This window comes from Halorubrum sp. B53 (assembly GCF_059752395.1).
In genome coordinates this window covers 310,175-334,027 of the sequence record NZ_MWTH01000006.1, presented here as the reverse complement: position 1 = coordinate 334,027, position 23,853 = coordinate 310,175, and the positions used below count along the sequence as shown (strand labels likewise).

At 67.2% G+C, this 23,853-nt stretch carries 25 protein-coding genes and 1 tRNA gene; 13 read left to right on the top strand and 13 right to left on the bottom strand.

Annotated features, from left to right (window positions below):
- The first annotated feature begins 20 nt into the window (after window positions 1-20).
- From B4V06_RS06935 to B4V06_RS06910, 6 genes are all read left to right on the top strand, one after another.
- Window positions 21-1,523: an MATE family efflux transporter gene (locus B4V06_RS06935; RefSeq protein ID WP_123114757.1), complete on the top strand. Its 1,503-nt coding sequence runs from the start codon at window positions 21-23 to the stop codon at window positions 1,521-1,523.
- Between the two features lie 127 nt (window positions 1,524-1,650).
- The gene (locus B4V06_RS06930) at window positions 1,651-2,640 is read left to right on the top strand and encodes a class I SAM-dependent methyltransferase (protein WP_498168589.1); all 990 of its coding nucleotides are present in this window, start codon (window positions 1,651-1,653) and stop codon (window positions 2,638-2,640) included.
- Window positions 2,641-2,754: 114 nt separating this feature from the next.
- Complete coding sequence (locus B4V06_RS06925; protein WP_123114755.1) at window positions 2,755-2,976, top strand: hypothetical protein; 222 nt, start codon at window positions 2,755-2,757, stop codon at window positions 2,974-2,976.
- Complete coding sequence (locus tag B4V06_RS06920) at window positions 2,963-3,352, top strand: peptide ABC transporter ATP-binding protein (RefSeq protein ID WP_123114754.1); 390 nt, start codon at window positions 2,963-2,965, stop codon at window positions 3,350-3,352. Before B4V06_RS06925 ends, B4V06_RS06920 begins: the two co-directional genes overlap by 14 nt.
- A 614-nt stretch (window positions 3,353-3,966) precedes the next feature.
- A tRNA-Thr gene (locus B4V06_RS06915) sits at window positions 3,967-4,039 on the top strand.
- A gap of 432 nt (window positions 4,040-4,471) precedes the next feature.
- A complete protein-coding gene (locus B4V06_RS06910) occupies window positions 4,472-5,710 on the top strand; it encodes a hypothetical protein (protein ID WP_148041774.1) in 1,239 nt (412 codons plus the stop codon).
- A gap of 281 nt (window positions 5,711-5,991) precedes the next feature.
- Here B4V06_RS06910 and B4V06_RS06905 read toward each other — a convergent pair whose 3' ends face one another.
- The 4 genes from B4V06_RS06905 to proS all read right to left on the bottom strand — a co-directional run bounded on the left by B4V06_RS06905 (window position 5,992) and on the right by proS (window position 10,704).
- Window positions 5,992-6,195 carry a hypothetical protein gene (locus B4V06_RS06905; protein WP_123114753.1) on the bottom strand — a complete coding sequence of 68 codons (204 nt, stop codon included), beginning with the start codon at window positions 6,193-6,195 and terminating at the stop codon, window positions 5,992-5,994.
- A 434-nt stretch (window positions 6,196-6,629) separates the two neighbouring features.
- Window positions 6,630-7,862, bottom strand: a complete 1,233-nt coding sequence (locus tag B4V06_RS06900) for a helix-turn-helix transcriptional regulator (RefSeq protein WP_123114752.1) — start codon at window positions 7,860-7,862, stop codon at window positions 6,630-6,632.
- 143 nt (window positions 7,863-8,005) lie between these two features.
- The gene (locus tag B4V06_RS06895; RefSeq protein ID WP_498168585.1) at window positions 8,006-9,109 is read right to left on the bottom strand and encodes a DUF7096 domain-containing protein; all 1,104 of its coding nucleotides are present in this window, start codon (window positions 9,107-9,109) and stop codon (window positions 8,006-8,008) included.
- Between the two features lie 125 nt (window positions 9,110-9,234).
- A complete protein-coding gene (gene proS, locus B4V06_RS06890; RefSeq protein WP_123114750.1) occupies window positions 9,235-10,704 on the bottom strand; it encodes a proline--tRNA ligase in 1,470 nt (489 codons plus the stop codon).
- Between the two features lie 200 nt (window positions 10,705-10,904).
- Here proS and B4V06_RS06885 point away from each other — a divergent pair, with 200 nt between their 5' ends.
- Together B4V06_RS06885 and B4V06_RS06880 are read left to right on the top strand one after the other, a co-directional pair.
- Window positions 10,905-11,507 carry an NUDIX hydrolase gene (locus tag B4V06_RS06885; protein ID WP_123114749.1) on the top strand — a complete coding sequence of 201 codons (603 nt, stop codon included), beginning with the start codon at window positions 10,905-10,907 and terminating at the stop codon, window positions 11,505-11,507.
- A gap of 53 nt (window positions 11,508-11,560) precedes the next feature.
- Entirely contained in the window at window positions 11,561-11,908 is a 348-nt protein-coding gene (locus B4V06_RS06880; RefSeq protein WP_123114748.1) for a DUF7522 family protein, read from the top strand.
- Between the two features lie 34 nt (window positions 11,909-11,942).
- On the opposite strand, the gene B4V06_RS06875 is transcribed toward B4V06_RS06880, so the two are convergent.
- From B4V06_RS06875 to B4V06_RS06860, 4 genes are all read right to left on the bottom strand, one after another.
- A complete protein-coding gene (locus tag B4V06_RS06875; RefSeq protein ID WP_123114747.1) occupies window positions 11,943-12,461 on the bottom strand; it encodes a DUF371 domain-containing protein in 519 nt (172 codons plus the stop codon).
- Between the two features lie 40 nt (window positions 12,462-12,501).
- A complete protein-coding gene (locus tag B4V06_RS06870) occupies window positions 12,502-13,332 on the bottom strand; it encodes an amidohydrolase family protein (RefSeq protein WP_123114746.1) in 831 nt (276 codons plus the stop codon).
- 94 nt (window positions 13,333-13,426) lie between these two features.
- Entirely contained in the window at window positions 13,427-14,614 is a 1,188-nt protein-coding gene (locus tag B4V06_RS06865; RefSeq protein WP_498168580.1) for a redox-regulated ATPase YchF, read from the bottom strand.
- A gap of 92 nt (window positions 14,615-14,706) precedes the next feature.
- Entirely contained in the window at window positions 14,707-15,297 is a 591-nt protein-coding gene (locus B4V06_RS06860; protein ID WP_498168577.1) for a hypothetical protein, read from the bottom strand.
- Window positions 15,298-15,445: 148 nt separating this feature from the next.
- On the opposite strand from B4V06_RS06860, the gene B4V06_RS06855 reads away from it, so the two are divergent.
- A complete protein-coding gene (locus B4V06_RS06855) occupies window positions 15,446-15,943 on the top strand; it encodes a halocyanin domain-containing protein (protein ID WP_498168574.1) in 498 nt (165 codons plus the stop codon).
- Window positions 15,944-16,032: 89 nt separating this feature from the next.
- On the opposite strand, the gene B4V06_RS06850 is transcribed toward B4V06_RS06855, so the two are convergent.
- A complete protein-coding gene (locus B4V06_RS06850; protein WP_123114742.1) occupies window positions 16,033-16,551 on the bottom strand; it encodes a hypothetical protein in 519 nt (172 codons plus the stop codon).
- A 163-nt stretch (window positions 16,552-16,714) separates the two neighbouring features.
- Between B4V06_RS06850 and B4V06_RS06845 the strand changes: the two genes are divergently transcribed.
- Both B4V06_RS06845 and B4V06_RS06840 read left to right on the top strand, forming a co-directional pair.
- Window positions 16,715-16,990 carry a cytochrome C oxidase subunit IV family protein gene (locus B4V06_RS06845; protein WP_123114741.1) on the top strand — a complete coding sequence of 92 codons (276 nt, stop codon included), beginning with the start codon at window positions 16,715-16,717 and terminating at the stop codon, window positions 16,988-16,990.
- Between the two features lie 104 nt (window positions 16,991-17,094).
- Window positions 17,095-17,844 (top strand): GNAT family N-acetyltransferase, encoded by a 750-nt coding sequence (locus B4V06_RS06840; RefSeq protein ID WP_123114740.1) that lies wholly within the window; start codon window positions 17,095-17,097, stop codon window positions 17,842-17,844.
- A 26-nt stretch (window positions 17,845-17,870) separates the two neighbouring features.
- On the opposite strand, the gene B4V06_RS06835 is transcribed toward B4V06_RS06840, so the two are convergent.
- Window positions 17,871-18,863 (bottom strand): NAD-dependent epimerase/dehydratase family protein, encoded by a 993-nt coding sequence (locus B4V06_RS06835; RefSeq protein ID WP_498168569.1) that lies wholly within the window; start codon window positions 18,861-18,863, stop codon window positions 17,871-17,873.
- An 85-nt stretch (window positions 18,864-18,948) separates the two neighbouring features.
- Window positions 18,949-19,089, bottom strand: coding sequence for a hypothetical protein (locus tag B4V06_RS06830; protein ID WP_176329310.1), 141 nt, complete (start codon window positions 19,087-19,089; stop codon window positions 18,949-18,951).
- 79 nt (window positions 19,090-19,168) lie between these two features.
- On the opposite strand from B4V06_RS06830, the gene B4V06_RS06825 reads away from it, so the two are divergent.
- Entirely contained in the window at window positions 19,169-19,717 is a 549-nt protein-coding gene (locus B4V06_RS06825; protein WP_123114738.1) for a zinc ribbon domain-containing protein, read from the top strand.
- A gap of 89 nt (window positions 19,718-19,806) precedes the next feature.
- On the opposite strand, the gene B4V06_RS06820 is transcribed toward B4V06_RS06825, so the two are convergent.
- Together B4V06_RS06820 and coxB are read right to left on the bottom strand one after the other, a co-directional pair.
- The gene (locus B4V06_RS06820; RefSeq protein ID WP_123114737.1) at window positions 19,807-22,305 is read right to left on the bottom strand and encodes a cbb3-type cytochrome c oxidase subunit I; all 2,499 of its coding nucleotides are present in this window, start codon (window positions 22,303-22,305) and stop codon (window positions 19,807-19,809) included.
- A complete protein-coding gene (gene coxB / locus B4V06_RS06815) occupies window positions 22,302-23,072 on the bottom strand; it encodes a cytochrome c oxidase subunit II (protein WP_123114736.1) in 771 nt (256 codons plus the stop codon). The genes B4V06_RS06820 and coxB overlap by 4 nt, the downstream gene beginning before the upstream one ends.
- Before the next feature lie 254 nt (window positions 23,073-23,326).
- On the opposite strand from coxB, the gene B4V06_RS06810 reads away from it, so the two are divergent.
- Window positions 23,327-23,782 carry a hypothetical protein gene (locus B4V06_RS06810; RefSeq protein WP_123114735.1) on the top strand — a complete coding sequence of 152 codons (456 nt, stop codon included), beginning with the start codon at window positions 23,327-23,329 and terminating at the stop codon, window positions 23,780-23,782.
- The last annotated feature ends 71 nt before the right edge of the window (window positions 23,783-23,853 follow it).

Genomic DNA, 23,853 nt, shown 5'->3' with positions numbered 1-23,853 from the left:
GGGAAACGGTCGTACCCGCAGTGGTCCGCCTCCCCAACCCCTTCCGCGCGCTAATCCTCTACATCGGCTTCGCCCTTGCGAGGGCCGGGCTGATCGACCGCCACCGCGTGGTCCGGACGACCGACCTGGCGTGGCCGCGGATCGTCACGGGGATCGCCCGGATGTCGAAGAACGCCGTCGACGTGGCGCTCGTCGGGGTCGCCGTCGGCACCAGCGCGGTCGCCGGCGTCGGGTTCGCCGGGCCCTACTGGGGGCTCGCGTTCGCGATCGGCGGCGGCGTCGCCGGCGGCACCATCGCCCTCGTCTCGCAGCGGTACGGCGCGGACGCGTACGGCGAGCTCGGCGACGCCGTCCGGGCGAGCGTCCTCCTCGTCGTGGTCGTCACGATTCCGGTGTCCGCCGCGTTCTGGACGCACTCGGCCGCCCTCATCGGCGTCCTGAGCAGCAACGAGGCCGCGATCGCCCTCGGGGCAGAGTACCTCCGGATCGTCGGGCTCGGCGTCCCGTTCGCCGCGCTCAACCTCGTCGGGAGCCGCGTGCTGGTCGGCTGCGACGACGCGTACACCGCGATGCAGGTGCGGGCGGGCGGCGCGGTCGCGAACATCGCGCTCAGCGCGGCGTTCATTTTCGGACTGGGGCTGGGCGTCGAGGGCGCCGCGCTCGGGACCGTCCTCTCGAACGTGCTCGCCGTCGCGGCGTTCGCCGGCGGGCTCGTGTGGGGGCGATTCCCCGGTGTCGGCGAGTTTCCGATCGCGATCGACCCGTTCGGCTCGTACGTGAACCCGGACATGCTCCGCGATCTCGTGGAGATCGGCCTCCCGGTCGGCGCGCGCAACCTCGTGTGGACCGTCGCCGAGTTCCCGATGCTCGCCATCCTCGACGTGTTCGGCGAGAACACCGTCGCCGCGTTCGTCATCGCCCGCCGCATCTGGGGGATCATGAACGCCCCCGGCTGGGGGTTCGGACTCGCCTCCTCGAGCCTCGTCGGGCAGGAGCTCGGCGGCGAGGACCCCGCGGAGGCGGAGGCGTACGCCCGCGACATCATCCGCTTCTCCGTGGCGACGTACGTGGTCTTCGCGGCGGTGACCGCCGTCTTCGCGAGCGATATCGTGGTGCTGTTCGCGGAGGGCCCCGAGAGCCCGGAGGTGCCGATCGCGGTCGCCCTCGTCTACGCGGCCTGCGTCGCCGTCGTCTTCCAGGGCGTCTCCGGCGGGGCGGCGGGGCCGCTCGACGCGGCCGGCGACACGAAGATCCCGTTCGCGAGCCAGTTCTTCGGGATGTTCTGCGTCTCGATCCCGCTCGCGTACGTCGGCGCCAACGACGCGACCCCCGCGATCGGCGTCCCCCTGACGGGGGTGACGATCCCCGAGATCGCGCTCCCCGCGATCGGGCTGTGGGGGCTCTATCTGGCGTTCCTCGCCGAGACGTCGATCCCCGCCGCGATCAACTACTGGCGGTTCCGCTCCGGCAAGTGGAAGGGGATAAGCGAGGCGTACCGCCCCGAGGCGCCCGCGGACGACTGAGCGATCCGCGAACGCGCCGCGCCCTCCCACGCCGCCCTTCCGCCCGCTCCCGCGCTCTCCCGCCCGCGCTCGCGGCCGAACGACCGAAAGCGTCAGCGTTTATGGCTGGCTCCGCGTTCTTCCGGTAATGAGCGTTCCCTGCGTCGCGGTCGAGCGCGAGCGCGGCGAGGCGGTCCGCGAGCGCCTCGCCGAGGCCGGCGCCCTCGACGGCGACCACGAGATCGCGGTCGACGGCGACGCGATCTACATCCCGATCGTCGACCCGGAGGCGATCCCCGCCGACCTCGACGCGAGGGTCGTCGCGCGCGACGCCGCCGAGCGCGACCGCCCGCTGACCCCGGCCGAGATACTCGGCTACGAGCCCTCGCTGGAGCGGCTCGGAGACATCGTCATCGTCGACGAGGACGACGACGAGCGAGCGCGCGAGATCGCCGACGCCGTGATGGCCTCCGACGTGCCCTGCGACACCGTGCTCAACCGCGCGTCGCCGATCGAGGGAGAGCTCCGCGTCCGCCGGTGGGACGTGCTGGCGGGGAACGGCACCGAGACGGTCCACCGCGAGTACGGCCACGAGTTCCTCCTCGACGTCGCCGAGGTGTACTTCTCGCCGCGGCTCGCCACCGAGCGCCACCGCGTGGTTGAGCAGGCCGAGCCGGGCGAGGCCGCGATCGACATGTTCGCCGGCGTCGGCCCGTACGCGGTGCCGCTGGCGTCCCGCGGCGCCGACGTTGTCGCCTGCGACCTCAACGAGCGCGCCGTCGAGTACCTCCGCGAGAACGCGGCTCGGAACGGCGTCGCCGACCGCGTGACCGCTGTCGCGGGCGACGTGCGTGAGATCGCGGACGACTACGCCGACGCGGCGGACAGCCTCGTGATGAACCTCCCGCACTCCGCCGACGCGTTCCTCGACACCGCGGTCGCGCTGGCCGGCGACGACTGCCTGGTCCACTACTACGACATCCAGCACGAGGACGACCCGTTCGGCCCCGGAACGCGGGCGATCCGCGAGGCGGCAGGCGACGAGTACGAAGTCGCCGTCGAGACCGAGCGCGTCGTCAGGTCGTACGCGCCCCACGAGTACAACGTCTGTCTGGACGCGAGACTGACGCGGGAGTGAGACCGGGGCGCCCCGTCCGCGCGGCGCTCCGCGCGCCGCTCGATCCCCGATTTTCCTCGCCCGTCGTTTCAGTCAGGTAACGCGTTTATACCGATACGGCACGTGGTAACGCACATGAGTGACGCACCAGACCCGGAGGAGCGCATCGACGAGACGACGACGTGGCCCGACCTCGCTATCGGGCTGTACGATAGGCTGACCGGCCGCAACGCGGAGATCGTGTACGAGTTCGAGGAGATGAGCGTCGACGTCCCGAGCGGCACCGGCGACGACGTCGAGCACGCCAGCTGGCGGCTCGACGGAACCGTTCGGGTCACGACCCGTGAACAGGACTGACGCGAGGGCACCGCTCTCGGTCGCCACGGAGGACCTGACGCTCACGGTCGAGGGCGTCGACCTCGACGTCCGCTCGACGGGCGACCGCCTGTTCGTCGAGGCGGCGACCGTCCGCGACGCGGTCCGCGTCGCGCGGAACCTACCCGGGGACAACGACGCGCACGGGGCGGCCGCGCTGTTGACCGCCACCGACCTCACCGCCGAGGTACGCGTCCGCGGCCGGACGATCGCCGTCGTCGGCGCCGACGCTCGTCCGGGGTTCCTCTCTCGCGAGCTCGGCGTCGAGCCGGCGGAAGTGCGGCTCGCGGGCGTCCTCGGGGCCGGGGTGAGCGGGATCTCCGCGGCCGCGGAGGCACCGAGACGACTCTTCTCGTGAGAATCGGGCCCGCCGAGACATCGGCGGACGTCGCCACTTTACGGCGAGTCTCCCGTCGGCGACCGCCGACGGGATCGGGTACGTGGATCGACAGCGTGACCGCCGTCCCGCCCGGGACGAGCGGGTCGGGACGGCACGGCCCGTCACATGACAAGAGTTCACGGCCGGTGGACCGTCGGGACCAGAGGCGATTTCGCGCTTGGCACGTCGGAGACGTGGATCACACGACGGCCGTGGTGGAACGCTGTTAGTGGTGACCGCCACGTCGGGTCGCCGTGGGGGGTGCGACCGACGGGACTACCGACGCCCGGCACGGGCTTCGACCGGGCACGCACCGTCGAGGGAGTCGATCCCCGCCATCGCGGCGCACGATCGGTGCGACCACATCTCGATTAGAGCCTGAACAAGTATTTATGTTTTTTCCTTATACACCTGTGATTGTACCTGAGAAAACAGACGGATCGGAATGTATTGGGCATAATTCCGAAACGAACGCCAACGGCGCATCTACCGAGTGCGATCCGACGATCCGCGGATCGGTCGCGCCAGTTCGGCCCCCGCGCCGTCGCCGTTTCGGAACCCTTATTTTGCCGTTCGGGAATGGTAAGACGCGCGCCGGAGTAGCTCAGCTGGCAGAGCGATTCCTTCGTAAGGAATAGGTCGAGGGTTCAAATCCCTCCTCCGGCTCTTCTATCGAAACAAAGCGGAGTCGAACAGCCGAAGGAGAATTTGAATCACAGAGCGAAGCGGAACCACCGCGGTTCGCATCTCCCTTGTCTGGCTTTCTCCATCTTATTCAAGATTGCATTATTGAATCCAGTATAACGGTTCCGATGGTCCTATCAGGAAGTTGGAATCGGTGTTTCAGAGTGGTCAGCATGAACCGCTGTGACAAAATCCCTGAATACCCGTTTATGAGGCGCCAACAGGATCGTACTGGCGGCTGTGAAAGTTCGATGGGCCGTACCCTTCTATCAGTAATTCTGTACTTAGAATCAGCGACCCGTCGATGATGGGGTATCAATACGTTAGTTATGAATGTGTCTAATTAAATATTAGAAACTATGCTACTAATTATTAGTGCTTACTTTTATTATTCCCACGAACTATGATATTCAGATGTCCCAAGGTGTTGACAGGCGCGGATACGTTTTTGTAGTGGATAAGTTCTCATACCCCGTTCACAGGTCCCGTGGATTTTGTGGAGTTAAAGAGCCAAAATTAGAGTGGAATTTTAGTGGACAATCCGGTTTGTATGCTGACCTTCTCGGAACGCGACCGGGTGATTTGGTATTCTTGTACCAACGCAGAATCGATGAATCACCGGAGGATCGCGGATTTAGGGGAGTCTATGAAATAACGAGCCGGCCCTTTGTTGATACACAAACTATCTCTTGGAACGGCCATACTGTCAGAGGTGAATGTCCTGAATGTGGTTCAACGTATCCCGAAGACTGGGGTAGGGACCCGAACAAAGACCCATGGACTTGCGATAATTGTGACAGTGACGTTCCGCAGGGTGAGCATATTGTTCCTAACCGGGTTCTGATCCAACCTGATAATTATTATCCAAATAGTGTGACTGATAATACGGCGTATGTTGATCAAACCGATCCTGGTTTTATTTGGACAAAGATATTCCGAAAGATGTATGGCGTGGGTACGGAACGAAGCGCGGCACCGTTACTTCCGGAAGAAACAGAGAAACTCCTTAGATTGCTGGAACGGGAAAACGAAGGGACTTCAGAAGTCCCTGATTTTGAGCCATATCCCGCGCAGGAGAATAGAGATTACTTGAGTCCTAAATTGGGGGATGGTCCCGAAGTTCCATACGAACACTGGCTACACGCTTGGATTTTGAATAATATTGACGAAGAGATACCAGTATTATCCGACATCGTCGGACCTCTCTCAGAACTGGAATGGTTCGGAAATGAGATCGTGTACGGGATAGGTCGCTCAAAAGTTGATCTACTTCTACTACATGAGAGAGATGGCCACAGGTACAAAGCAACGGTAGGTGAATTAAAACAAGAAGAAATCACGGTGGATAATATCAATCAAATTGACAGATATTCGTATTGGATTTCACAGTTAGCAACAGCAAATGCCGAACCTCCCGTGGAGGATCTACAACTTCATCCAGTCATCATAGGATCTGGAATAGAACCAGATGCGCGTACAAAGCTTGGATCGATGGAAGAACGTCAGTTGGAAATCCCATACTCACGTGCTGATTCAAGAACCACTTCGCGAACAGACTGCACAGTTCAGATTCAAACGCCGACAGCTGTGGAGTATACTGTGTCGGACGGTAGTATCAGATTCGAGTACATTTCCGGACAATCGAGCCTGTAAAAACCACTCAGAGAACCATCTCAGTTGATCAAAAAAGATTGACGTTGTAATAGGTGTATATTATGCCAAGTATTCAATTTAGCGGGGATAGATAGATACTCATTTAATAGACAAGGTTATTCCTCTCAATTAATCAAATTAAGACGAGAATTCAAATAAGGAAGCGAAGTGGCACGGCCACAGTTCCTTTGCTTCTGTCGTTCTCTCGTCGACCCACAGCAGAGAACTAGGCGACGGGTCAACAGAGCGGCGGCGCCTAGCGGACGACGCGAGGCCGAGCGTTAGGTCCGCCGTTCGGTGATCCGCGCCACCACGACGCCGGCGGCGACGAGGAGGACGCCGATGAGGGCGTTCAACGCGACGCCGATCGACTCGCCGGCGGCCGCGTTCACGACACCGAGGTACAGGAAGAACACGGCGACCGCGGCGTGGAGGACGAAGACGCCGGTCGGCGCGTTCGCTCCGAAGCTGAAGCCGATCTCCATACTACCTGTACGTCGATTCCGGTGAAAAAGAGCCGGGTTCCGGTGATTCGGCCCCTGCATCGGTTCGTCGAGAGGCCCGAGAGCGTCCCCCGAGCAGGTCACCGTCGCCTCCGCACGCGTCGCGACGGATCCGATCGTCCGTCCACCCGATTACCGATCGGATACTTATTCTTTAAAGAATAATAGGGCTGAGGCTATGTTACCTGGCACCATATGGCGTGATATGCGACCAGAAACCGGAGTCGACGAACGAGAACTGTACGAGTGTTTCGAATGCGGGGCCCGAACGGAGTCGGGCGGGACGTGCGAGTGCGGCGGCGAACTCATGCATCTGGGTCGGTCGCGGGACCTGTGACGAGAGCCGAGTTCGGATAGTCGATCGGTCGCTCCCGCCTCACGCCCGAGCGTCGATCCGGGCGCGACCGCCGCGAGCGTCACTCGCCGTCGTCCCCGGTCTCCTCGCCGTCGGTGTCGTCGGCGTCGGCCGCGTCGGCCGCGGCGTCGTACTCGGGCAGCGAGAGCACGTTCTCGCGCCCGAGCCGGAACCCCTCCAGGTCGCCCTCGTCGCGGAGCCCCGTCACGACCTGGCTCGTCTTGGCGGCGGTCCAGTCGAGCTCCTCGGCGACCTGCTTCTGTTTCATCCGACCGCCGTTGGCCTCGACCAGCCGGAGCACCTGCTCTTCGTTGCTCAACAGGTCCTCGTCGACCGGTGGCGCCGCCCCGTCACCGTCTCCGTCCGCGCCGGGCTCCGCTCCGCCCTCGTCGGCGTCCGGCTCGCCGACGGCCGCGGCGCTCGCGCCGGCTCCAGCGGCGGTCGCCTCCGTGCCAGTCGCGCCGTCCCCGTCGACCGCGTCCCCGCTCTCGGCGGCCGCCTCGGCTCCCGTCGTGTCGGGCGCGTCCGCGGTCGCCGTCGGCGCCCCGTCCGAAGCCGACGCGCGCCACGGCCGACGGCGGTAGCCGACGACGGCGAGGACGGCGATGAGCAGTCCGAGCGCGACGAGGGGGAGCGGTCCGGCGGCGAGCCCCTCGGGCTCGACGGTCACGCGCGGCTGTCCCTCCGTGAAGTCCACCGGGCCCTCCCAGACGACGGCGTTCTCGCGGGTCTCCGTCGGCGACGGCGAGACCTCGCCGAGCCGATACCCGTCGTCCCACGAGACGATGAGGGACGACGTCTCGTCGAGGAACAGCGCGTCGACGGCGTCGCCGACGACGAGGCGGTCGCCGTCGACGGCCGCGAAGTTGCTCCATTCGAACCGGTACGTCAGGACGCCGTACGACTGCGGGAGCTCGCGCCGCTCGGCGGTCACCGTGACGTTCGAGACGTTCATCTCGCGGCCCGTCGCGTTCTCGGCGGTGTCGGCCGTCGCGCGCATCCGTTCGCCGAACCGGCCCGTGTACGCGTCCGGGTTCGACTCCACGTCCGCGCGGAGCTCCTCGAAGGCCTGCTCCTCGTCGTCGCTCGCGAGGCGAACTCGGTACTGCGTCTCCCAGACTGCATCGCCGTCGGGCTCGACGTTGACCTCGATCAGGACGTCGTCCGGAGTGACGTCCATCTGGTCGAAACCGCCCGGCGGGAGGCCCGCACCGCCCTGGGCGGCCCCGATCGACGCGAAGCCGGCGCTGGCGACGACCGCGACGGCGACGAGAAGAAGTACCGTTCGCTGCACAGCCCAACAGTTACGAGGCTCGGGTAAATCGCTTCCCATCTTCCAAGCAAGCGTGCGGGGCACGCGGGGCGCTCCTCTGGCGGCCGCGGTCACCGCGACGTCCGGTCGGGGTCGGCTCGGTGGTGTGCCGAGCCGGAGGCGACCTATCCATCGATGCCGACGACCCGACGAACGTACTCGGCACCGTCAGTCAACGGTCCGGAGAGTCCTGCCACGACGTCTTCGACGGCGTTCGCGGCGCCGGCACCGGATCCGGAACCGCCCCCGCCGCCGCGGTTATCGCCCGCGGCGGGCGGAGACCGCTCGTCGCCCGTCGGCGAGCTCCCCGCGTCGGAGCCGTCGCCTCGGTCGCCGCCTCCTTGCCCGGCGTTACCGCTCGCGGACCCACCAGTCGAATTTCCGGCGGTCGTCTGAGCGCTGGTCGCGTTCGTCGGGCGGTCGGTCGCGTTCGTCGGACGGTCGATCGCGTTCGTCGAGCGATCGGTCGCGTTCGTCGCGTTGCCGTCGCCCCCGGATTCGGTACCGCGGCCGGGTCGTCCGTCAGCGCCGGGCGAGCCGCCGCCGGCGCCCGGACCGGCGCCCGGGCCGGCTCCCGGGCCCATGTCCGCGGGCGGGCCGCGTCGCTCGGACGCCAGCGGGCCGCCCACATCGTTGCCGGCGACGCCGCGAGCGATCGCCGCGACCTCCGGGCCGCTCGCCTCGCTCGCCCGCTCGCGGAGCGCGCCGAGTCGTGCCTCGTTCAGGCCGCGGTCGGCCCTGACCGACTCGGGGAGCCCGCGAACCACGTCGGCGCTCCGGTTGGCCTCGCGCTTGACCGTCTCGGCTCGGGCGCCGATCTCCGCCATCCGGGCGGCGAACTCGCCCCGGCTCAGCTCACCGGCGTCGCGGCGCTCGCGGAGCTCCCGCTGGCGCCGCTCGATCTCCGTCAACCGGTCCTCGGTCCGGTTCAACCGCTCCGCGACGAGGGCGGCCCGCTCCTCGTCGGTCTCCGTCCGGTTGAGCGCCACCTCGAACGCCCGGGAGTCGACCTCGCCGGCTATTTCGGCCCGCTGGACCCCGATCACGCCGGAGAGGCGTTCGCCGGGGCTGATCTCCGTCCCGTTCGCCGTCTCGTTCCCCTCGCTCGTCTCGTTCGTCGCCACCGGGTCGTCCTGCGCGGCGACCGTCCCGATGGGGCCGGCCGCGGCGATCCCGGCGACGCCGACCAGCACGACCGCGACGATGAGGAGCGCGATACCTCGTTTCATCACCTGACCGTAGGCGACGTATCCGTATATAAACCGATCTCCGTTAAGTCGGATCAACGCGGATTAAACGCGGTACAGCGGCGGGGCGGCCGTTACCGATGCGCCCCGCCGTAATCGACCCCGACTCAGTACGACTTCGCGAAGTAAGCGGTCCGTTTCGCGTCCTCGCCGCAGATGGCGCAGGTCTCGTCGCCGTCGACGAGGGGGTCCTCGTCCTCGAACGGCACCATCACGATCTCGGCGGCCATCGGCTCTTTGATCGGCTCCTCGCACTCCTCGTCGCCGCACCACGGCGTCTTCACGTAGCCGCCGTGCTGGCCGAGCGTCCCGAGGATCTCGGCGCGGTCCTCGGCCTCGCGGACCTCGCCGTCGAGCGTCTCCTCCGCGGCCGCGTACAGCTTCGCGTAGATCTCGTCGAAGTGGTCGCGGACGGTGTCGGCGACGCCGTCCCGCTCCTCGACGACGCTCTCCCCGTCGGGGCGGTGGACGAGAGTGAGCTCGCCGTCCTCGACCTCGTGGGGGCCGATCTCGATCCGGAGCGGGACCCCGTTGAGCTCGTGTTCGTTGAACTTGAATCCGGGATTGCGCTCGTCGCGGTCGTCGAGCTCGACGCGGACGCCGGCGTCGTCGAGGTCGTCGGCGACGCCCTCGGCGTACTCCAGCACCTCGTCTTTGGTGTCCTCCTGCCAGATCGGGACGACGACGACCTGTTCGGGAGCGACGCCGGGCGGGAGCACGAGCCCCTGCTCGTCGGAATGGGTCATGATCAGCGCGCCGAGCGCGCGCCACGAGAGCCCCCACGAGGTGGTGTGCGCGAGCCGCTCCTCCTCGTCCTCGTCGGAGAAGGTGATGTCGAACGCCTCCGCGAACGACTGCCCGAGGTGGTGGGAGGTGCCGGCCTGCACCGACTTCCCGTCGGGCATCAGCGCCTCGACGGTCGTCGTCGTGTCGGCGCCGGGGAACTTGTCGTGGTCGGGCTTCTGTCCCTTCAGGACGGGCAGCGCCAGCAGGTCCTCGTAGACGGACTCGTACTGGTCGAGCCGCGTCATCGTCTCGTCCCACGCGTCCTCTGCGGTCTCGTGCGCGGTGTGGCCCTCCTGCCAGAGGAACTCCTTCGTTCGGAAGAACGGCTTCGTCTCCGTCGCCTCCCAGCGCACGACCGAACACCACTGGTTCACGCGCAGCGGGAGGTCGCGGTGGCTCCGGACCCACTGGCTGATGTACGGCGTGATGATCGACTCGGAGGTGGGCCGGACCGCGAGCCGCTCCTCGAGCTCCTTCGTGCCCGCCTCGGTCACCCACGCCACCTCGGGGTCGAACCCCTCGACGATGTCCTTCTCGCGTTCGAGGTACGACTCGGGGATGAAGAGGGGGAAGTAGGCGTTCTGGACGCCGGTGTCCTTGAACTTCGCGTCGAGGAACCCCTGCAGGCGCTCCCAGACGGCGTACGCCCGCGGTCGAGTGACGATGAATCCGCTCATCCCCTCGGGGCCGTAGTCGGCCAGCCCCGCCTTCTGTACGACCTCGGCGTACCACTCGCCGGTGTTGTGTGACTTGGACTCGGTGATCCCGAGCTCCTGGTCGTCGTCGCTCATTATCGTGTGAAGGGCGGGTCGCGGGCTTAAAACGTCCGAAGCCGTGCGAGTCGTTCAGCCTCGCTGCGCGAGCCGTTCGGGCGCGGTCGCGCGATCCCTCGACCGCCCGACGGCCGACGGGTCAGCGGTCGACGCCGCGCTCGTTTCAGATCGCCGGAACGCGGAGAAACGTTAACCCCTTCCGGGCGCCTACGCCCGATATGGACCTGTCGGGGCTGCGTCGGTACACGCCCGAAGAGGTGACTCGGGCGCGCCGCGAGGCCGCCGTGCTCGCGCCCGTCGTCGAGCGCGGCGGCGAGGCCCACCTGCTGTTCACCAAACGCGCGTCCCACCTCGGGAAACACCCCGGACAGATGAGCTTCCCCGGCGGCGGGCGCGAGCCCGAGGACCGAACCCTGACCGACACCGCGCTCCGCGAGGCGAACGAGGAGGTCGGGATGCGCCCGGACGAGGTCGACGTCTTGGGGCGCCTCGACGACACCCGGACTTCCTCCGCTTACCGGGTCCGGCCGTTCGTCGGCGTCGCGCCCGACCGCGAGTACGTCCCCGACGAGTCGGAGGTCGCGGAGGTGGCCGTCCTCCCCGTCAACGGGCTGACCGACCGCGCGAACTACGAGTCGGAGCGTCGTATCGGTCACCCGGAGTACGGCGACCACCGGGTCCACTTCTTCCACGTCGACGGCTACACCGTCTGGGGCGTGACGGGCCGGATGGTCGTCCAGCTGCTGGAGCGCACGACCGACTGGCGCGCGCCGGAGGAGGTTGACCGAGTGGTCGGCGCCGACGCCGAGCTCCCGATCTAACCGGTCCGGATTCGAACGAGCGATTTTAGTACGTACCAGCAAAATCCGCCGGCGTGTCCGAGCTCGTTGAGACGCTCCGCGGCGTCGACGGCGCCGAGGCGCGCGTGATAGCCAGCCTCGACTCCCTCGACTTCGATGTCGAGTACGTCCGGGAGGACCTCGAGTCGCGGTACTCCGACCAGGACCTCGAGTCCGCGTACCGGCTCGTCATGGCGAACCAGGTCACCGGCGACGAGTTCAAGGGCCTGATCGGCGAGGAGTTCGAGGCGCAGACGCTGTTCTTCGAGAACATCGTCGTGCTCGTGTTGCCCTCCGCGCGCTACGAGGCCGTCTTCGCGTCGTTCGACCGCGACGAGCCGTTCCCCGTCACGGACCTCGTCGACGCCGCCGTTCAGCGCTGATCGACCTGGAGACGGCCGTTCTGCGGCGCGTTCGTTACTCGGCGCGTTCGACCGCCAGCCGCAGCGCGATCGGGGCGCCGTCAGCGAGCGCGGCGACGAGATCGCGGTCGAGGTCGGCGGCCGCACCGTCGCCGTCGACGAGGATCGTGCGCTCGTCGTCGGTGTAGTCGCTCGTCCGCCCAACCATCGACCGGTCGTCGAGGAGCGTGAGATCGGGATCGCCGCGGCCGACGATCTCGTCGACGTACGCGGGGTCGTCGAGCTCGACCCCCTCGTCTCCGGGCTCCCCGACTCCGATCGTCGCCGTGATCGTCGCCTCCGCGTTTCGGCACGCCTCGCGGAATTCGGGGGAGAAGTCGCGGGGCGCGCGGTCGGCCTCGATACCGATGATACAGTCGCCCGCCGGCGTAAGCCAGTCGTCGGTTGTGAGCTCGACGGTGCTCGCGTGCTCGGCGGTGACGTGCTCGTGGCCGACGGCCCGAACGACCTCGACGAGGGGGTCGTCGCCGCCGTCACCGCCGTCGCTCTCGGCGTCGGTCTCAGCGTCGCTCATGTCCGTCGGCTCCGCAGCGGCGGGACAAGTGACCGTCGCTTCAGGCGTCGGCGCCCTCGGCGAGCGCGGGGATCAGCCGGGCGGGGTTCTTCGCCAGCACGCGGCGCATCAGGTCCTCCGAGACGTCGAGCGTGAGCACCTCCATCACGCCGACGTTCGGGTGGATGTCGGGCGCACCGGAGCCGAAGAGGACGCGGTCGGGGTGTTCTAAGACGCCGCGCTCGAGCACCTCGCGGTAGCGCACCGCGCTCGTGTCGACGTAGAGCCGGTCGTGCTCGTCGAGCAGGTCGAGCGTCTCGTTCATCAGATCGGCGTCGAGGGGGTAGCCGCCGAAGCTCGAGAGCACGAGCGGAAGGTCGTAGTCGAGGAGCTCGCGCTCGACCGCCTCGGGCGGGAACTCCCTGCCGGCGTGGACGAAGAGCGGGAGGTCGGCCGACTCCAGCCGACCGAGCACGTCCTCGTTCGGGAGGCCGTCGACGTGCGGGGCGAGCGTGAACCCGTGAAAGCGGTCGTCGTAGGAGTACTGCTCGACGTCGTCCGGCCGGGCGTGGTGGTCGTCGCGCTCGGCGCGGAGGTTCCGCACCGCGGCGACCGGGCCGTTCCCCGGGTCGCGCGGGCCGTTGAGTCGGGCGAACGCGACGAACGGGCGGTCGATGGAGAGCCGCGCGACCGCGTTGTTCGCGCGGAGGTAGCTCCGGCCGGGCGGGCGCCGGCCGGGGCTCGCGACCGCGCGCACGACGCCCGCTTGGAGCATCTCCCGTTCCAGCCGCTCGGGGGAGATGTCTCGGCCGTGCGTGGCGACCGAGGACTCGTCGGGGTCCAGCGTCGCGCGGGTGTCGACGATCCGGAAGTCGTGTTCGAGCCCGAGCATCTACCGGCCCGTCTCGGGGTATCCGGATGTGCCTGTCGGTCTCACGCTCGGGTCCCGTCGCTACCGGGTCCGACATCCTTGCCCCCGGACGCCCTCAGGGCCCCGCGGTCGAGACGATCTTCACCACGTCGCCCTCGCTCAGCTCGTGTCCCTCGCCGATCCGCCGCGAGGAGCGGGCGTCGACCGCGTGGAGGTACCCCTCGCCGATGTCGGTGTGGACCGCGTACGCGAGGTCCGGCGGCGTCGCCCCCGACGGGAGGAGGAACGCGTCCGGGAGGACGTTGCCCGTCCCATCGGTCCACTTCGAGGCGTCCTGTACCGGGTAGACGGTGATACGGTCGAGCAGGTCGTAGACGGCGGCGTTCAGCGCGGTCTGGACGCCCGTTCCGCCGTGTTCGGTCATCGCGTCGCGGATCGCGTCGAGCCCCCTGCGCTGCTCCTCGGAGACGTCGCCGAGGATCTCGAAGTCGCCGTCGCCCGGGTCGTAGTCGACGACGCCGGCCTCCGCGGCCCGGCGCAGACCGAGCTCGCCGTCGGCGGTCGCCGGGATCACCGGCTTGTCCGTCCCCTCGCGGATCCGGTCGAGCGCGCCCTCGGGCGCGGCGTCGACCTTGTTCGCGACGACGACGATCGGCTTGGTGCGGCGGCGTATCGCCCGCGCGAGCGCCTCGCGGTCGTCGCCGGTCCACGCCTTCGGATCGTCGGGGTACTCCAGCCCGCGGAGGACCGCCGTCACGTCGCGCTCGGTCGCGCCGAACCCGGTCAGCAGGTCCGTGATAGACGCCTCCAGGTCGAAGTCGGGCGACCGCGACTTCCGCTCGACGCTCTCCCAGTTGTCGTCGACGATGCCCGCGAGCCACAGGTCCATCTCCTCCTCGACGAAGTCCACGTCGTCGAGCGGGTCGTGCGAGCCGACCTCGACCGGTTCGCCCTCCGCGTTCGTCGCGCCCGAGGCGTCCACGACGTTCAAGACGACGTCCGCGTTCGTCAGCTCGTCGAGGAACTGGTTGCCGAGCCCCTTCCCCTCGTGGGCACCCGGCACGAGCCCAGCCACGTCGAGGAGCTCAACCGGGACGTACCGCTTCCCGCCGCGACAGTTCTCCGAACCGCACCGCTCCTCGCGGTCGAGACAGGGGCACTCCGTGCGGACGTGGGTGACCCCGCGGTTCGCGTCGATCGTCGTGAACGGGTAGTTCGCGACGTCGACGTCGGCCATCGTCGCGGCCGTGTAGAAGGTGGACTTCCCGGCGTTCGGCTTTCCCGCCAACGCGACCGTGATCATAGTCGAGGGTCGCGGCGGGACGAAAAGCGCCTTTCGGTCGCCCGCGCCCCGGTCATTATTTGCCGACCTCCCGGTCGACGCCCGCTGACCCCCTACGGAAACTCCACGAGGTCGTCGTCGACGCCGCGGAGACTCTCGGCGAGCTTGGAGTCAGGGGGTACCGCATTCAGGAACGCCTCGGAGCCGAACTGCGCGTCGCCGTTCACCGACACCATTCCGAGGTCCGCGGGGTCGCCGTCGAGCCCGGTGAGGAACGCGACGGTGCGGACGGCCGGAACGTCGTCGACGCGGGCCGCGACGTCGACGGAGCCGTACAGCGACCGGTGGGTCGCCACGTGGTGCACGCAGGTCGGCGTGGGCGCGAACAGCAGCAGGAATCGCGCGCCCGGCTCGGTGCGACCCAGCTTCGGCCGGAGCGCGTGACGTTCGTCGCCGTGAAAGTACCGCTCCATGCGCCGGTACTGGCGCAGGATCTCGTTCGCCCCGGTGGCTCGGCGCACGGCGGCGTCGGCCTTGAGCTCGATCACGTGATCGACGCGCTCGGGCGTCCGCAGCCGGACGTACGCGTCGACGACCCCGCGACGCCCGTCGGCGTCGTACGGCTCTTCCAGCCGGATCTCCGGGTCGTCGTGGGCGGCGGCGTAGTGGTCGACGACGCGCGTCGCCAGCTCGTCCTCCCGCATCGATTCGGACCACGGCGCCGACGGCGAATAAAGCCGCCGACGGCGGGGCGCCGATCGGCGCCCCCGACCCCCGCTCGGACCCTTCGACGGTTCCGGCGATCCGGATTTCGTCAAGGGGTTTGTAAGGCTCGAACCCCTACGTTCGACGATGTCTGATAGACTGAGTAGACGGCGGTACGTCGCTGGAACCGGGGCCGCGCTGGCCCTCGGAACGCTCGCCGGCTGTTCCGGCGGCGGAGGGGACGGCGGCGACGGCAACGACGTCCCCATGGAAGACGACGTCCCGAGCGCGATCGACGACCACCTCGCGGAAGCCCGGCTGTACGAGGGGACCATCGCCGACTACACCGGGCAGGACGAGGTCACCGTCTCGGTCGGCGCCGGAGAGGTCGGCTTCGCGTTCGACCCCCCGGCGATCCGGATCGACTCCAGCACGACCGTCGTCTGGGAGTGGACCGGCAAGGGCGGCGCCCACAACGTCGAATCCGTGGAGGGGTCCGAGTCCGACTTCAGCAGCGGTAACGCCGTCAGCGAAGAGGGCTCGACCTTCGAGCAGTCGTTCGACAACACCGGGATCCAGCTCTACCGGTGTACGCCGCACGAGGCCAACGGGATGCTCGGCGCCATCGAGGTCGTCGAGAGCTAAGTCCGGGTCGCTCCCGTCGCGGGGTTCGACTTTTACGGACGCGTCGGGACCTGTGCCACTAGCTTAGCCCTCGAGAGTCGAGACGCAACTCAGGGGAGGTACGACCAGCGCACGTCCACGATGCGGTCGTGCTCGCTCGTCACGGTCGGTCGCGCGAGGTGGTCGTTCGCGTTGACGCCCGCCTCGGCCAGCCCGATGAGGGCGTCTTCGAGCGATCGATCCGAGCGCTCGACCGACGGGTCGCGCTCGTAGGGGGCGTCGATCGGCTCCCCGGGGTCGTTCGCGACCGCGACCTCGTCGGCGAGGTCCCCGCCGATGGCGCGCGGCGGCTGGTGGAACCGCCAGTCGCCGACCGTGAGGAACAGCCAGACGTCGCCGTTGATGGCGTGGTACTCCCCTGTGACGGCCGAGTCCTCGTGGGCGACGATCCGCGACAGGACCGCCGTTTTCGTCCGGTAGAGGGCGTCTTTTCGCGCGGAACGGACGTTGCTCTCGGTGACGTCGCCGCGGTCGTAGGCGGCGGTCGCCTCGTCGGCGAACTGCTTCGCGACCTTGTTGACGACGTACAGCGATTCGAGCAGGTCGTCCGTCGGTTCGAGCGGATCCACGGTGGTGCCTCGTTGGTGTCGGAGTCACGTCCGCGCGTCGAAGACATAGGCGTTTCGGGGTCCCGCGGACCGCGAGCGGACGTCGCACGGGCCGCGAGCACGCGCCGGAACGGGGGCCGGATGGTTAATTCTTTAAGCACACGGACGAAGGTGAGGCCAAGAAATGTCGGACGACTCGCTCAAACTGTACACAGCGATATACGTCGCGCTCCTGGTCGCGGCGACGCTGAACTTCGTTCTCTTCGAGGCCGCGTTCCTCGACTTCACGTACGCCCAGGCGCTCGGCGGAACGCTGCTGATAGCGACGGTCAAGACGCTGCTCATCGTCGCCTACTTCCAGCACCTCCGGTGGGAGAACCGCTCGCTGACCTACGTGATGGCGCTCGCGCTCGCGCTGACCATGCTGCTGATGGCCGCGGCGACGTACTCCATCTCGTAGCGCCGTCGCCCGCTCCTCCCGGTCTCCGAGTTTCGCCCGAATCGAGTGCGGCAGTTCTGACACGTTCGGGCGTGTTTTTTGTAGTCGTGTGTGAAGGGTATCGTATGGAACTCCGCGACGCCACCGCAGCCGACGTCGACGCGATCCGCGAAGTCGCCCGCGAGTCGCTGCTCGCCTCGTACGACCACGCCGTCGAGGAGGCGCTGCTCGCCGAGGCGGTCGACAAGTGGTACGACTCCGACGACCTCGTCGCGGACATCGACGACGAGAGCACCGTCTGCCCCGTCGCCGTCGTGGACGACGACGTGGTCGGGTTCGCCGAGAGCTACGTGGTCGGGCGCCGGGAGCGGGTCGGCGAGATCGACTGGGTGCACGTCCACCCGGACCACCGCGAGTCCGGGATCGGCTCCGCGCTCCTCGAGCGCGTCGAGGCGGAGCTCAGCGACGCGGACGTCGACCGCATCGAGGCGCGGGTCCTCGTCGCCAACGAGGCCGGCACCGCCTTTTACGAGGCCGAGGGGTACGAGCTCGTCGGCGAGCGTGCCGTGGAGATCGGCGGGGAGACGTTCGACGAGCGGGAGTACCGCAAGCAGGTCAGCCGGCTGACCGGGATCTCCGAGGGCGTCGTCGAGACGGACGCCGGCGACACCGTCTACGTCGCCTTCGACGAGAACGAGCGGGGCTCTAAGGGCCCCTTCTACGTCGCCTACGCCGACCCCGACCGGGAGCAGCGGTACGGCTACTTCTGCGGGAACTGCGAGGGGACCGACATCGCCATCGACACGATGGACCGCATGGAGTGCACCGACTGCGGTAACCGGCGGAAGCCGTCGCGGTGGGACGCCGCCTACTGAGCCAGACGCTCAGTCGCCGAGCCGATTTATAGGGTGTCTTTCACGCCGAGCACCCGCTCCTCCGCCTCGCGGCCGGGGTCCCACTCGCTCCCGTCGCGCTCGGCCTCTCGGTGCTCGGCGACGGTCCGGGCCATCGCCTCCTCGATCGGGGTCGACTCCCAGCCGAGATCGGCGAGCGCGCACGTGTCGAGCAGGTGCGGGTACTCGCGGTAGAGCGCGAACTCGTCGGGTTCGAGCCCGCCGGCCGCGAGGGCGTCGGCGCTCGCGGGCACGACCTCGCAGTCGGTACCGGCGACCTCGGCGATCGTCGTCACCGTCTCCTCGAGGGTGAGCGCCCGGCGGTCGCCGACGTTGTAGGCGGCCCCGGACTCGCCGCGCTCGGCGACGATCCGGAGCGCGCTCGCGACGTCTTCGACGTACGCGCGGTGCCAGAGGTTCTGGCCGTCCCCGGGGACGACGACGCGGTCGTGCGAGAGCACGCGGTCGATCCAGTAGTCGAGCCGTTCCGTGTAGTCGTACGGGCCGTAGACGATACACGGGCGGACCGCAGTCGCGTTGACCCCGTTCTCGGCGGCGTCGAACACGACCCGGTCGCCCTCGGCCTTCCGGTTGCCGTACGTCTCCATGCTCTCGTCGGTCGCCTGTTCGGGCGTACACGGCTGGAGCGGCGTCTCCCACTCGCGCTTCGGGATCTCCTCTTCGGCGTAGCTCGACCCCGACGAGACGTACACGTAGCCGTCGACGTCGGCGAACACGTCGACCGCGGCCTCGACGTCGGCCGGATGGTAGGCGACGCAGTCGATCACGACATCTGGCTCCGCCGAGAGCTTCGCCGTTCGGAGGTCGCGCTCGTTCGTCCGGTCGCCCTCGACGTGCGTCACGCGGTCGTCGTCCGCGAAGGGGTTCTCGTGAGTCCCGCGGTTCAGCATCGTCACGTCGTAGCCGTTCGCGAGCAGATCGGAGACGGTGTGTCTCCCGATGAACCGCGTGCCGCCGATAACGAGCGCCGTGTCGGTCATACCGATCCTCGGGCCAGCGCCCTCAAAAGCGTGACCGAAGCGGACCGGGACAGGCGAGTCGGCGGGAGGATCGGATCTCCGCCCCTCAGTCGTCGGCGCGCGGTCCGTCGCCGCGCCACCGCTTGTAGAGGAGGTACGCGATCCCGAGGCCGAGGACCCACGTTCCGACCCCCACCACCGCGAATCCGATCCCGACGAGAAAGTCGCCGGCCGGGATACCGAGCATACCACGACTCAGCGTCTCGGCCTCATAAACGCTCCGAGCGAGGGGCAGTTACACGGTCCCGGGGTCCGTAGCTCGCGCCATGACAGACCGCAGTCGCCGTCGACCGTGGCTCGCCGTGCTGTTGGCGCTCGTCGTCTCCGGGCTCGGACACGCGTACCTCCGCCGCTGGGCGCGTGCGTTCGGCTGGTACGTCGCGGTCACCGCGACGCTCGTCCTCGTCGTTCCCGACGCGGCGGTGGATCGGCTCGTCGCCGGCGACCCGCCGCCGATCGCCGATATCGCCCCGGCCGTGCTCGTCGTCGCCGCCAGCGTGATCGACGCGTACGTCCTCGCGCGCCGCAACAACCGCGAGTACGAACGCGACAAGCGGACGAAGGCGGGAGCGACCTCGGAGCGAGTGACCTCCGGAACCGCGCCGGAGCGGGCGGACACGGGAGCGTCGACGGGACAGACGGACCCGGGAGCGTCGACAGGCCGGACGGACACCGAGACGCTGACCGATCGCTCCGACCGGTCGACGGTCGACGACGGGGGCGACGTCGAGGCGGTGTCGTGTCCGCACTGCGGCCGCGAGACCGACCCGGCGTTCGATTTCTGTCAGTGGTGCGCCGAGCCGGTCGACGAGTGAGGACACGGGAGAGCGGCGCGGGGGCTAACGGGACGCGGCCAAAATACAAAAGAACCCGACAAAAACCGAATGCGGCGGCGAACGCCGCCTCAGAAGAGGTAGAACAGCGGGAAGATGAACACCCAGACGATGTCGACGAAGTGCCAGTAGAGGCCGAAGTACTCCACCGGCCGCTCGTCCTCCAGGTAGTGCCCCTGGTACGCCCGGACGAACAGGTAGCAGGCGATCAGGAGCCCGATGACGACGTGGAGCCCGTGGAGCCCCGTGGTGACGTAGTAGATCGACGCCTGAACCGGATCTCCGTGGGCGTTCGAGCCGATCATCACGCCGCGGTCGAACACCTCGTGGTGCCACTCCCACATCTTGATGCTGAGGAACGTGAGCGAGAGCAGAATCGTCGCCCCAAGCGAGGCCAGCAGCCCCTGCCGGCTCTTCCGGTGGGCGGCGACGAGCGCCAAGATCACGGTGAACGAGGAGGTGATCAGCACGAACGTGTTGATGAGGCCGGGGAGCGACTCCGTCAGCGGCTCCCACGTCATCCACCCGGCGTTGTACCGGACGAAGATGGCCGCCGAGAGGAACGCGCCGAAGACAATCACGTCGGACGCCAGGAAGAACCACATCCCCAGCTTCACCTTCTCGACGCCGTTGAACGGCCACCGCTCGGCGAACTCACTGGGCGGTGCGTAGAAGTCCTCTAACCCCCACTTCACGCCGCTCGCGATCAGCCCGACGAGTCCGACGACGATGAACACCGGGTACATCACGTTCGAGATCTCGACGCTCGTCGACGCGAGCGACTCGCCCACGATGAACGTGACCGAGTCGGCGAACCCGGAGAGCCCGAACAGGAAGAACCCGGTCATCAACGAGAGGGCGAACGGCCAGATGCTCGCGTGGCTCGGGTGTTTGTCCCAGTACGGGTACTCCTTGATGTGGTCGGAGTGCGTGTCGCCGCCGTCGGTCGCGGCGTTCCCGTCGCCGTCGGTCTTCACCGCCGGACCGCCGTCGGGAACGTAGTCTTTCACGAACTCGAGCTTGCCGGACGCGTACGATGGGCGGTTCGGCCAGTTCTCGAGCGGCGGCGGCGAGGAGACGGCCCACTCGGCGGTCCGCGAGTAGTCCCACGGATTATCGCCCGCCTCCGGTCCGGAGACGTACGACTTCGCGAAGTTGTAGAACATGATGAAGAAGGAGAACCCGAGGATGAACGCCCCGATCGTCCCGATCTGGTGGAAGGTCTGGAACTCGGGGTTGTACTCGAAGACGCGACGCGGGGTCTCCCAGCCGAGGAACATGGAGAAGTACACCATGTTGAAGCTGACGAAGAAGATCACGAAGTGGAGCTTCCCCAGCAGCTCGTTGTACATCTTCCCGGTCACCTTCGGGAACCAGTAGTAGGCGCCGCCGAACAGCGCCGTCGCGCCCCCGAACATCACGTAGTGGAAGTGCGCGACCACCCAGTAGGTGCCGCGGAACTCGTAGTCGAGGACGATGGCGCCGAGGAACACCCCGGTGATGCCGCCGAGGATGAAGAGTAGCAGCGCGCCGAACGCGAAGAGGAACGGCGTCGTGAACTGGATCCGTCCCTTGATCAGCGTGTAGATCAGCGAGAAGACGACCAGGTCGAAGGGGAGCGAGATACCGATGGTCGTCGCCATCATCAGCGTCTTGATCTCCAGGTTGATCGTCGTGAGGAACATGTGGTGCATCCACACGAGGAACGACTGGACGGAGATGAGACAGATGGCGATGATGACCCACTTCCGGCCGACGAGCCGGCGCCCGGAGAACGTCTGGAACAGCTCCAGCATGACCCCCAACGCCGGGAAGAAGACGATGTACACCTCCGGGTGACCGAAGAACCAGAACAGGTGCCCCCACAGGAGGGAGCCGCCCTCGGTCGCGGAGAAGTACACCGAGCCGAGCACGCGGTCGGAGGCGAGGATGAGCCCGACGGCGAGCAGCGCCGCGAACGCGAACAGCATCATCCACACGGTTGCGAGGATTCCCCAGGTGAACATCGGCATGTCCATGATCCCCATCCCCTCGGCCCGGGAGTGGTGGATCGACGTGAGGAAGTTCACCGTCGACGCCGTGATACCGATCGTGAACATCGCCAAGGCGAGCACCGCCCCGGTCGACCCGATGCTCGGCGTGTACATCGGGACGTTGAGCGGGGCGTACATCGTCCACCCCGCGCTCAGCGTACCGCCCTGGAAGAAGCTGATCCCCAGCAGCACGCCGGAGAACAGGTACATCCAGTACGAGAGCGCGTTCAGCCGCGGGAACGCGAGGTCGTCGGCGCCGATCTGGAGCGGAACGAAGTAGTTCGCGAACCCGAAGCCGAACGGCGAGAGGAACCAGAACACCATTATCAGCCCGTGGGCCGTGACCGCCTCGTTGTACGCGAGCCCGGAGAGCACCTGGTTCGCGGGGTCCCAGAGCTGGACGCGGATCAGCAGCGCGAGCACGCCGCCGAACAGCAGGAAGAACAGCGCCGTGATCGTGTATAAGATTCCGATGTCCTTGTGGTTGGTCGTGACGAGCCAGCGCTTGACGGACGTCGTCGGCGGGAGCTCGCTCATGCGGGGACACCTCCGACGGCGGCGGCGTCGATGCTCGCGCTGGAGGAGTTGCCGGACTCACCCTCCGTGTTCTCGTACCACTCCTCCCACTCGTCCTGCGGGATGACCGTGATCTGGCCTTTCATCGCCGAGTGTCCGGAGCCGCACAGCTCGAAGCACTCGACCCTGAACGTCGCCTCGCCGCCCTGCGCCTCGACCTCTTCGGAACTCACGGAGAACCAGTTACTGTTGGACTCTCCGGGGATGGCGTCGGATTTTATCCGTAACTCCGACGAGCCGAAGTTGTGCCACACGTCGCGTGAGGTCACCTCGATGTCGATCCGCTGGTCGGCCGGCACGATCATCTCTCCCGTCGTGGTGTGGCCGTTCGGGTACTCGTACTCCCAGCCGAACTGGTACCCCTCGACGAGGATCTCGATGTCGCCCTCGTCGCCCGTGTCGGGACCCTCCTCGACGTAGAGGAGAATTCCGTACGCGTACACGACGAGACTAATGACGACGATCGCGCTCAGACCGAACGACAGGAAGAGCTTCTTTGCTTTCGGACCGCCCTGTCCCGTCGGGAGCTCGCCGACGGTCGGCGCGTCGAAGTCCTTTCTCGGTTCGCCCCCGTCGTCGCGGTACTTGTACACGTTCCACAGCGTGTACGCGACGACTATCGTACCAACGAGCGTACCGAGCGCGAGGAAGACGAAGAAGATCTCGTCGAAGACCTCCGCCTGCGCGCGCCAGTCGCTCCCCTGTTGCAGGATAATTGGATCTATCATGTTCGTCTCTCTGCTCTTGTTCCTCCCTTGGCGATGGTACACTTAGCTCTTGTGTAGCGAGACCAGAAGCGCCGGTCCGAGCCACCGCGTGAGACGCGTCTGCGACGCCGCGGGCGCGGGGTCGACCGTCCACCGAACCGCACCGGATCGGACGTGTCTTTGAACCGGATCGGACGCGAATCGGGAGCCGAACCGGACGAGTATACGAAGGCTATTTGTACACGCGAACGGACCGGCTAATAACGAAACTCACCATGGTCACACTCTCGCTCTTGAGCACGGCACTAATGGGGCTGCTCGCCGCGGCCACCTTCCTCGCCGTCGCGCAGGTCGGCGCGCAGCGAACGGCGCCCGGAACGGACGAATCGCCCGACAGATACGCCGCGGTCGTCGGTGCGCTCGCCGACATCGTTCGGAAACCGGTCGTCTGGGCCGTCGCGTTCATCGTCATCGCGGTCGGCATCGGCGGCGTCGCGTTGCTCGCGGTCGGCGACTTCGGACTGCCGGAGGGGCTCTCCGGTAGCCTCCTCGGCGTCGCCTACGCCGCTGTCGGACTGCTGGTGACCGGGTTCGTCTTCCTCGGTGCGTACTTCGGCGCCCGCGGGCGCGGGCTGGGCAACGCGCACGGCGTCGCGGCCGGCTCGTTCGCCGCGGGACTCGTCTTCCTCGTTCTCATCGCGGTCCAGCTCCTCGTCGGCGTCGTCGGCTGAGACCGGTTCCGCGTCTCTTTTCTGCAGACCGGCTCGCGCCGACCGCAGGCTCTCCGGCCGTCTCGCGCCGA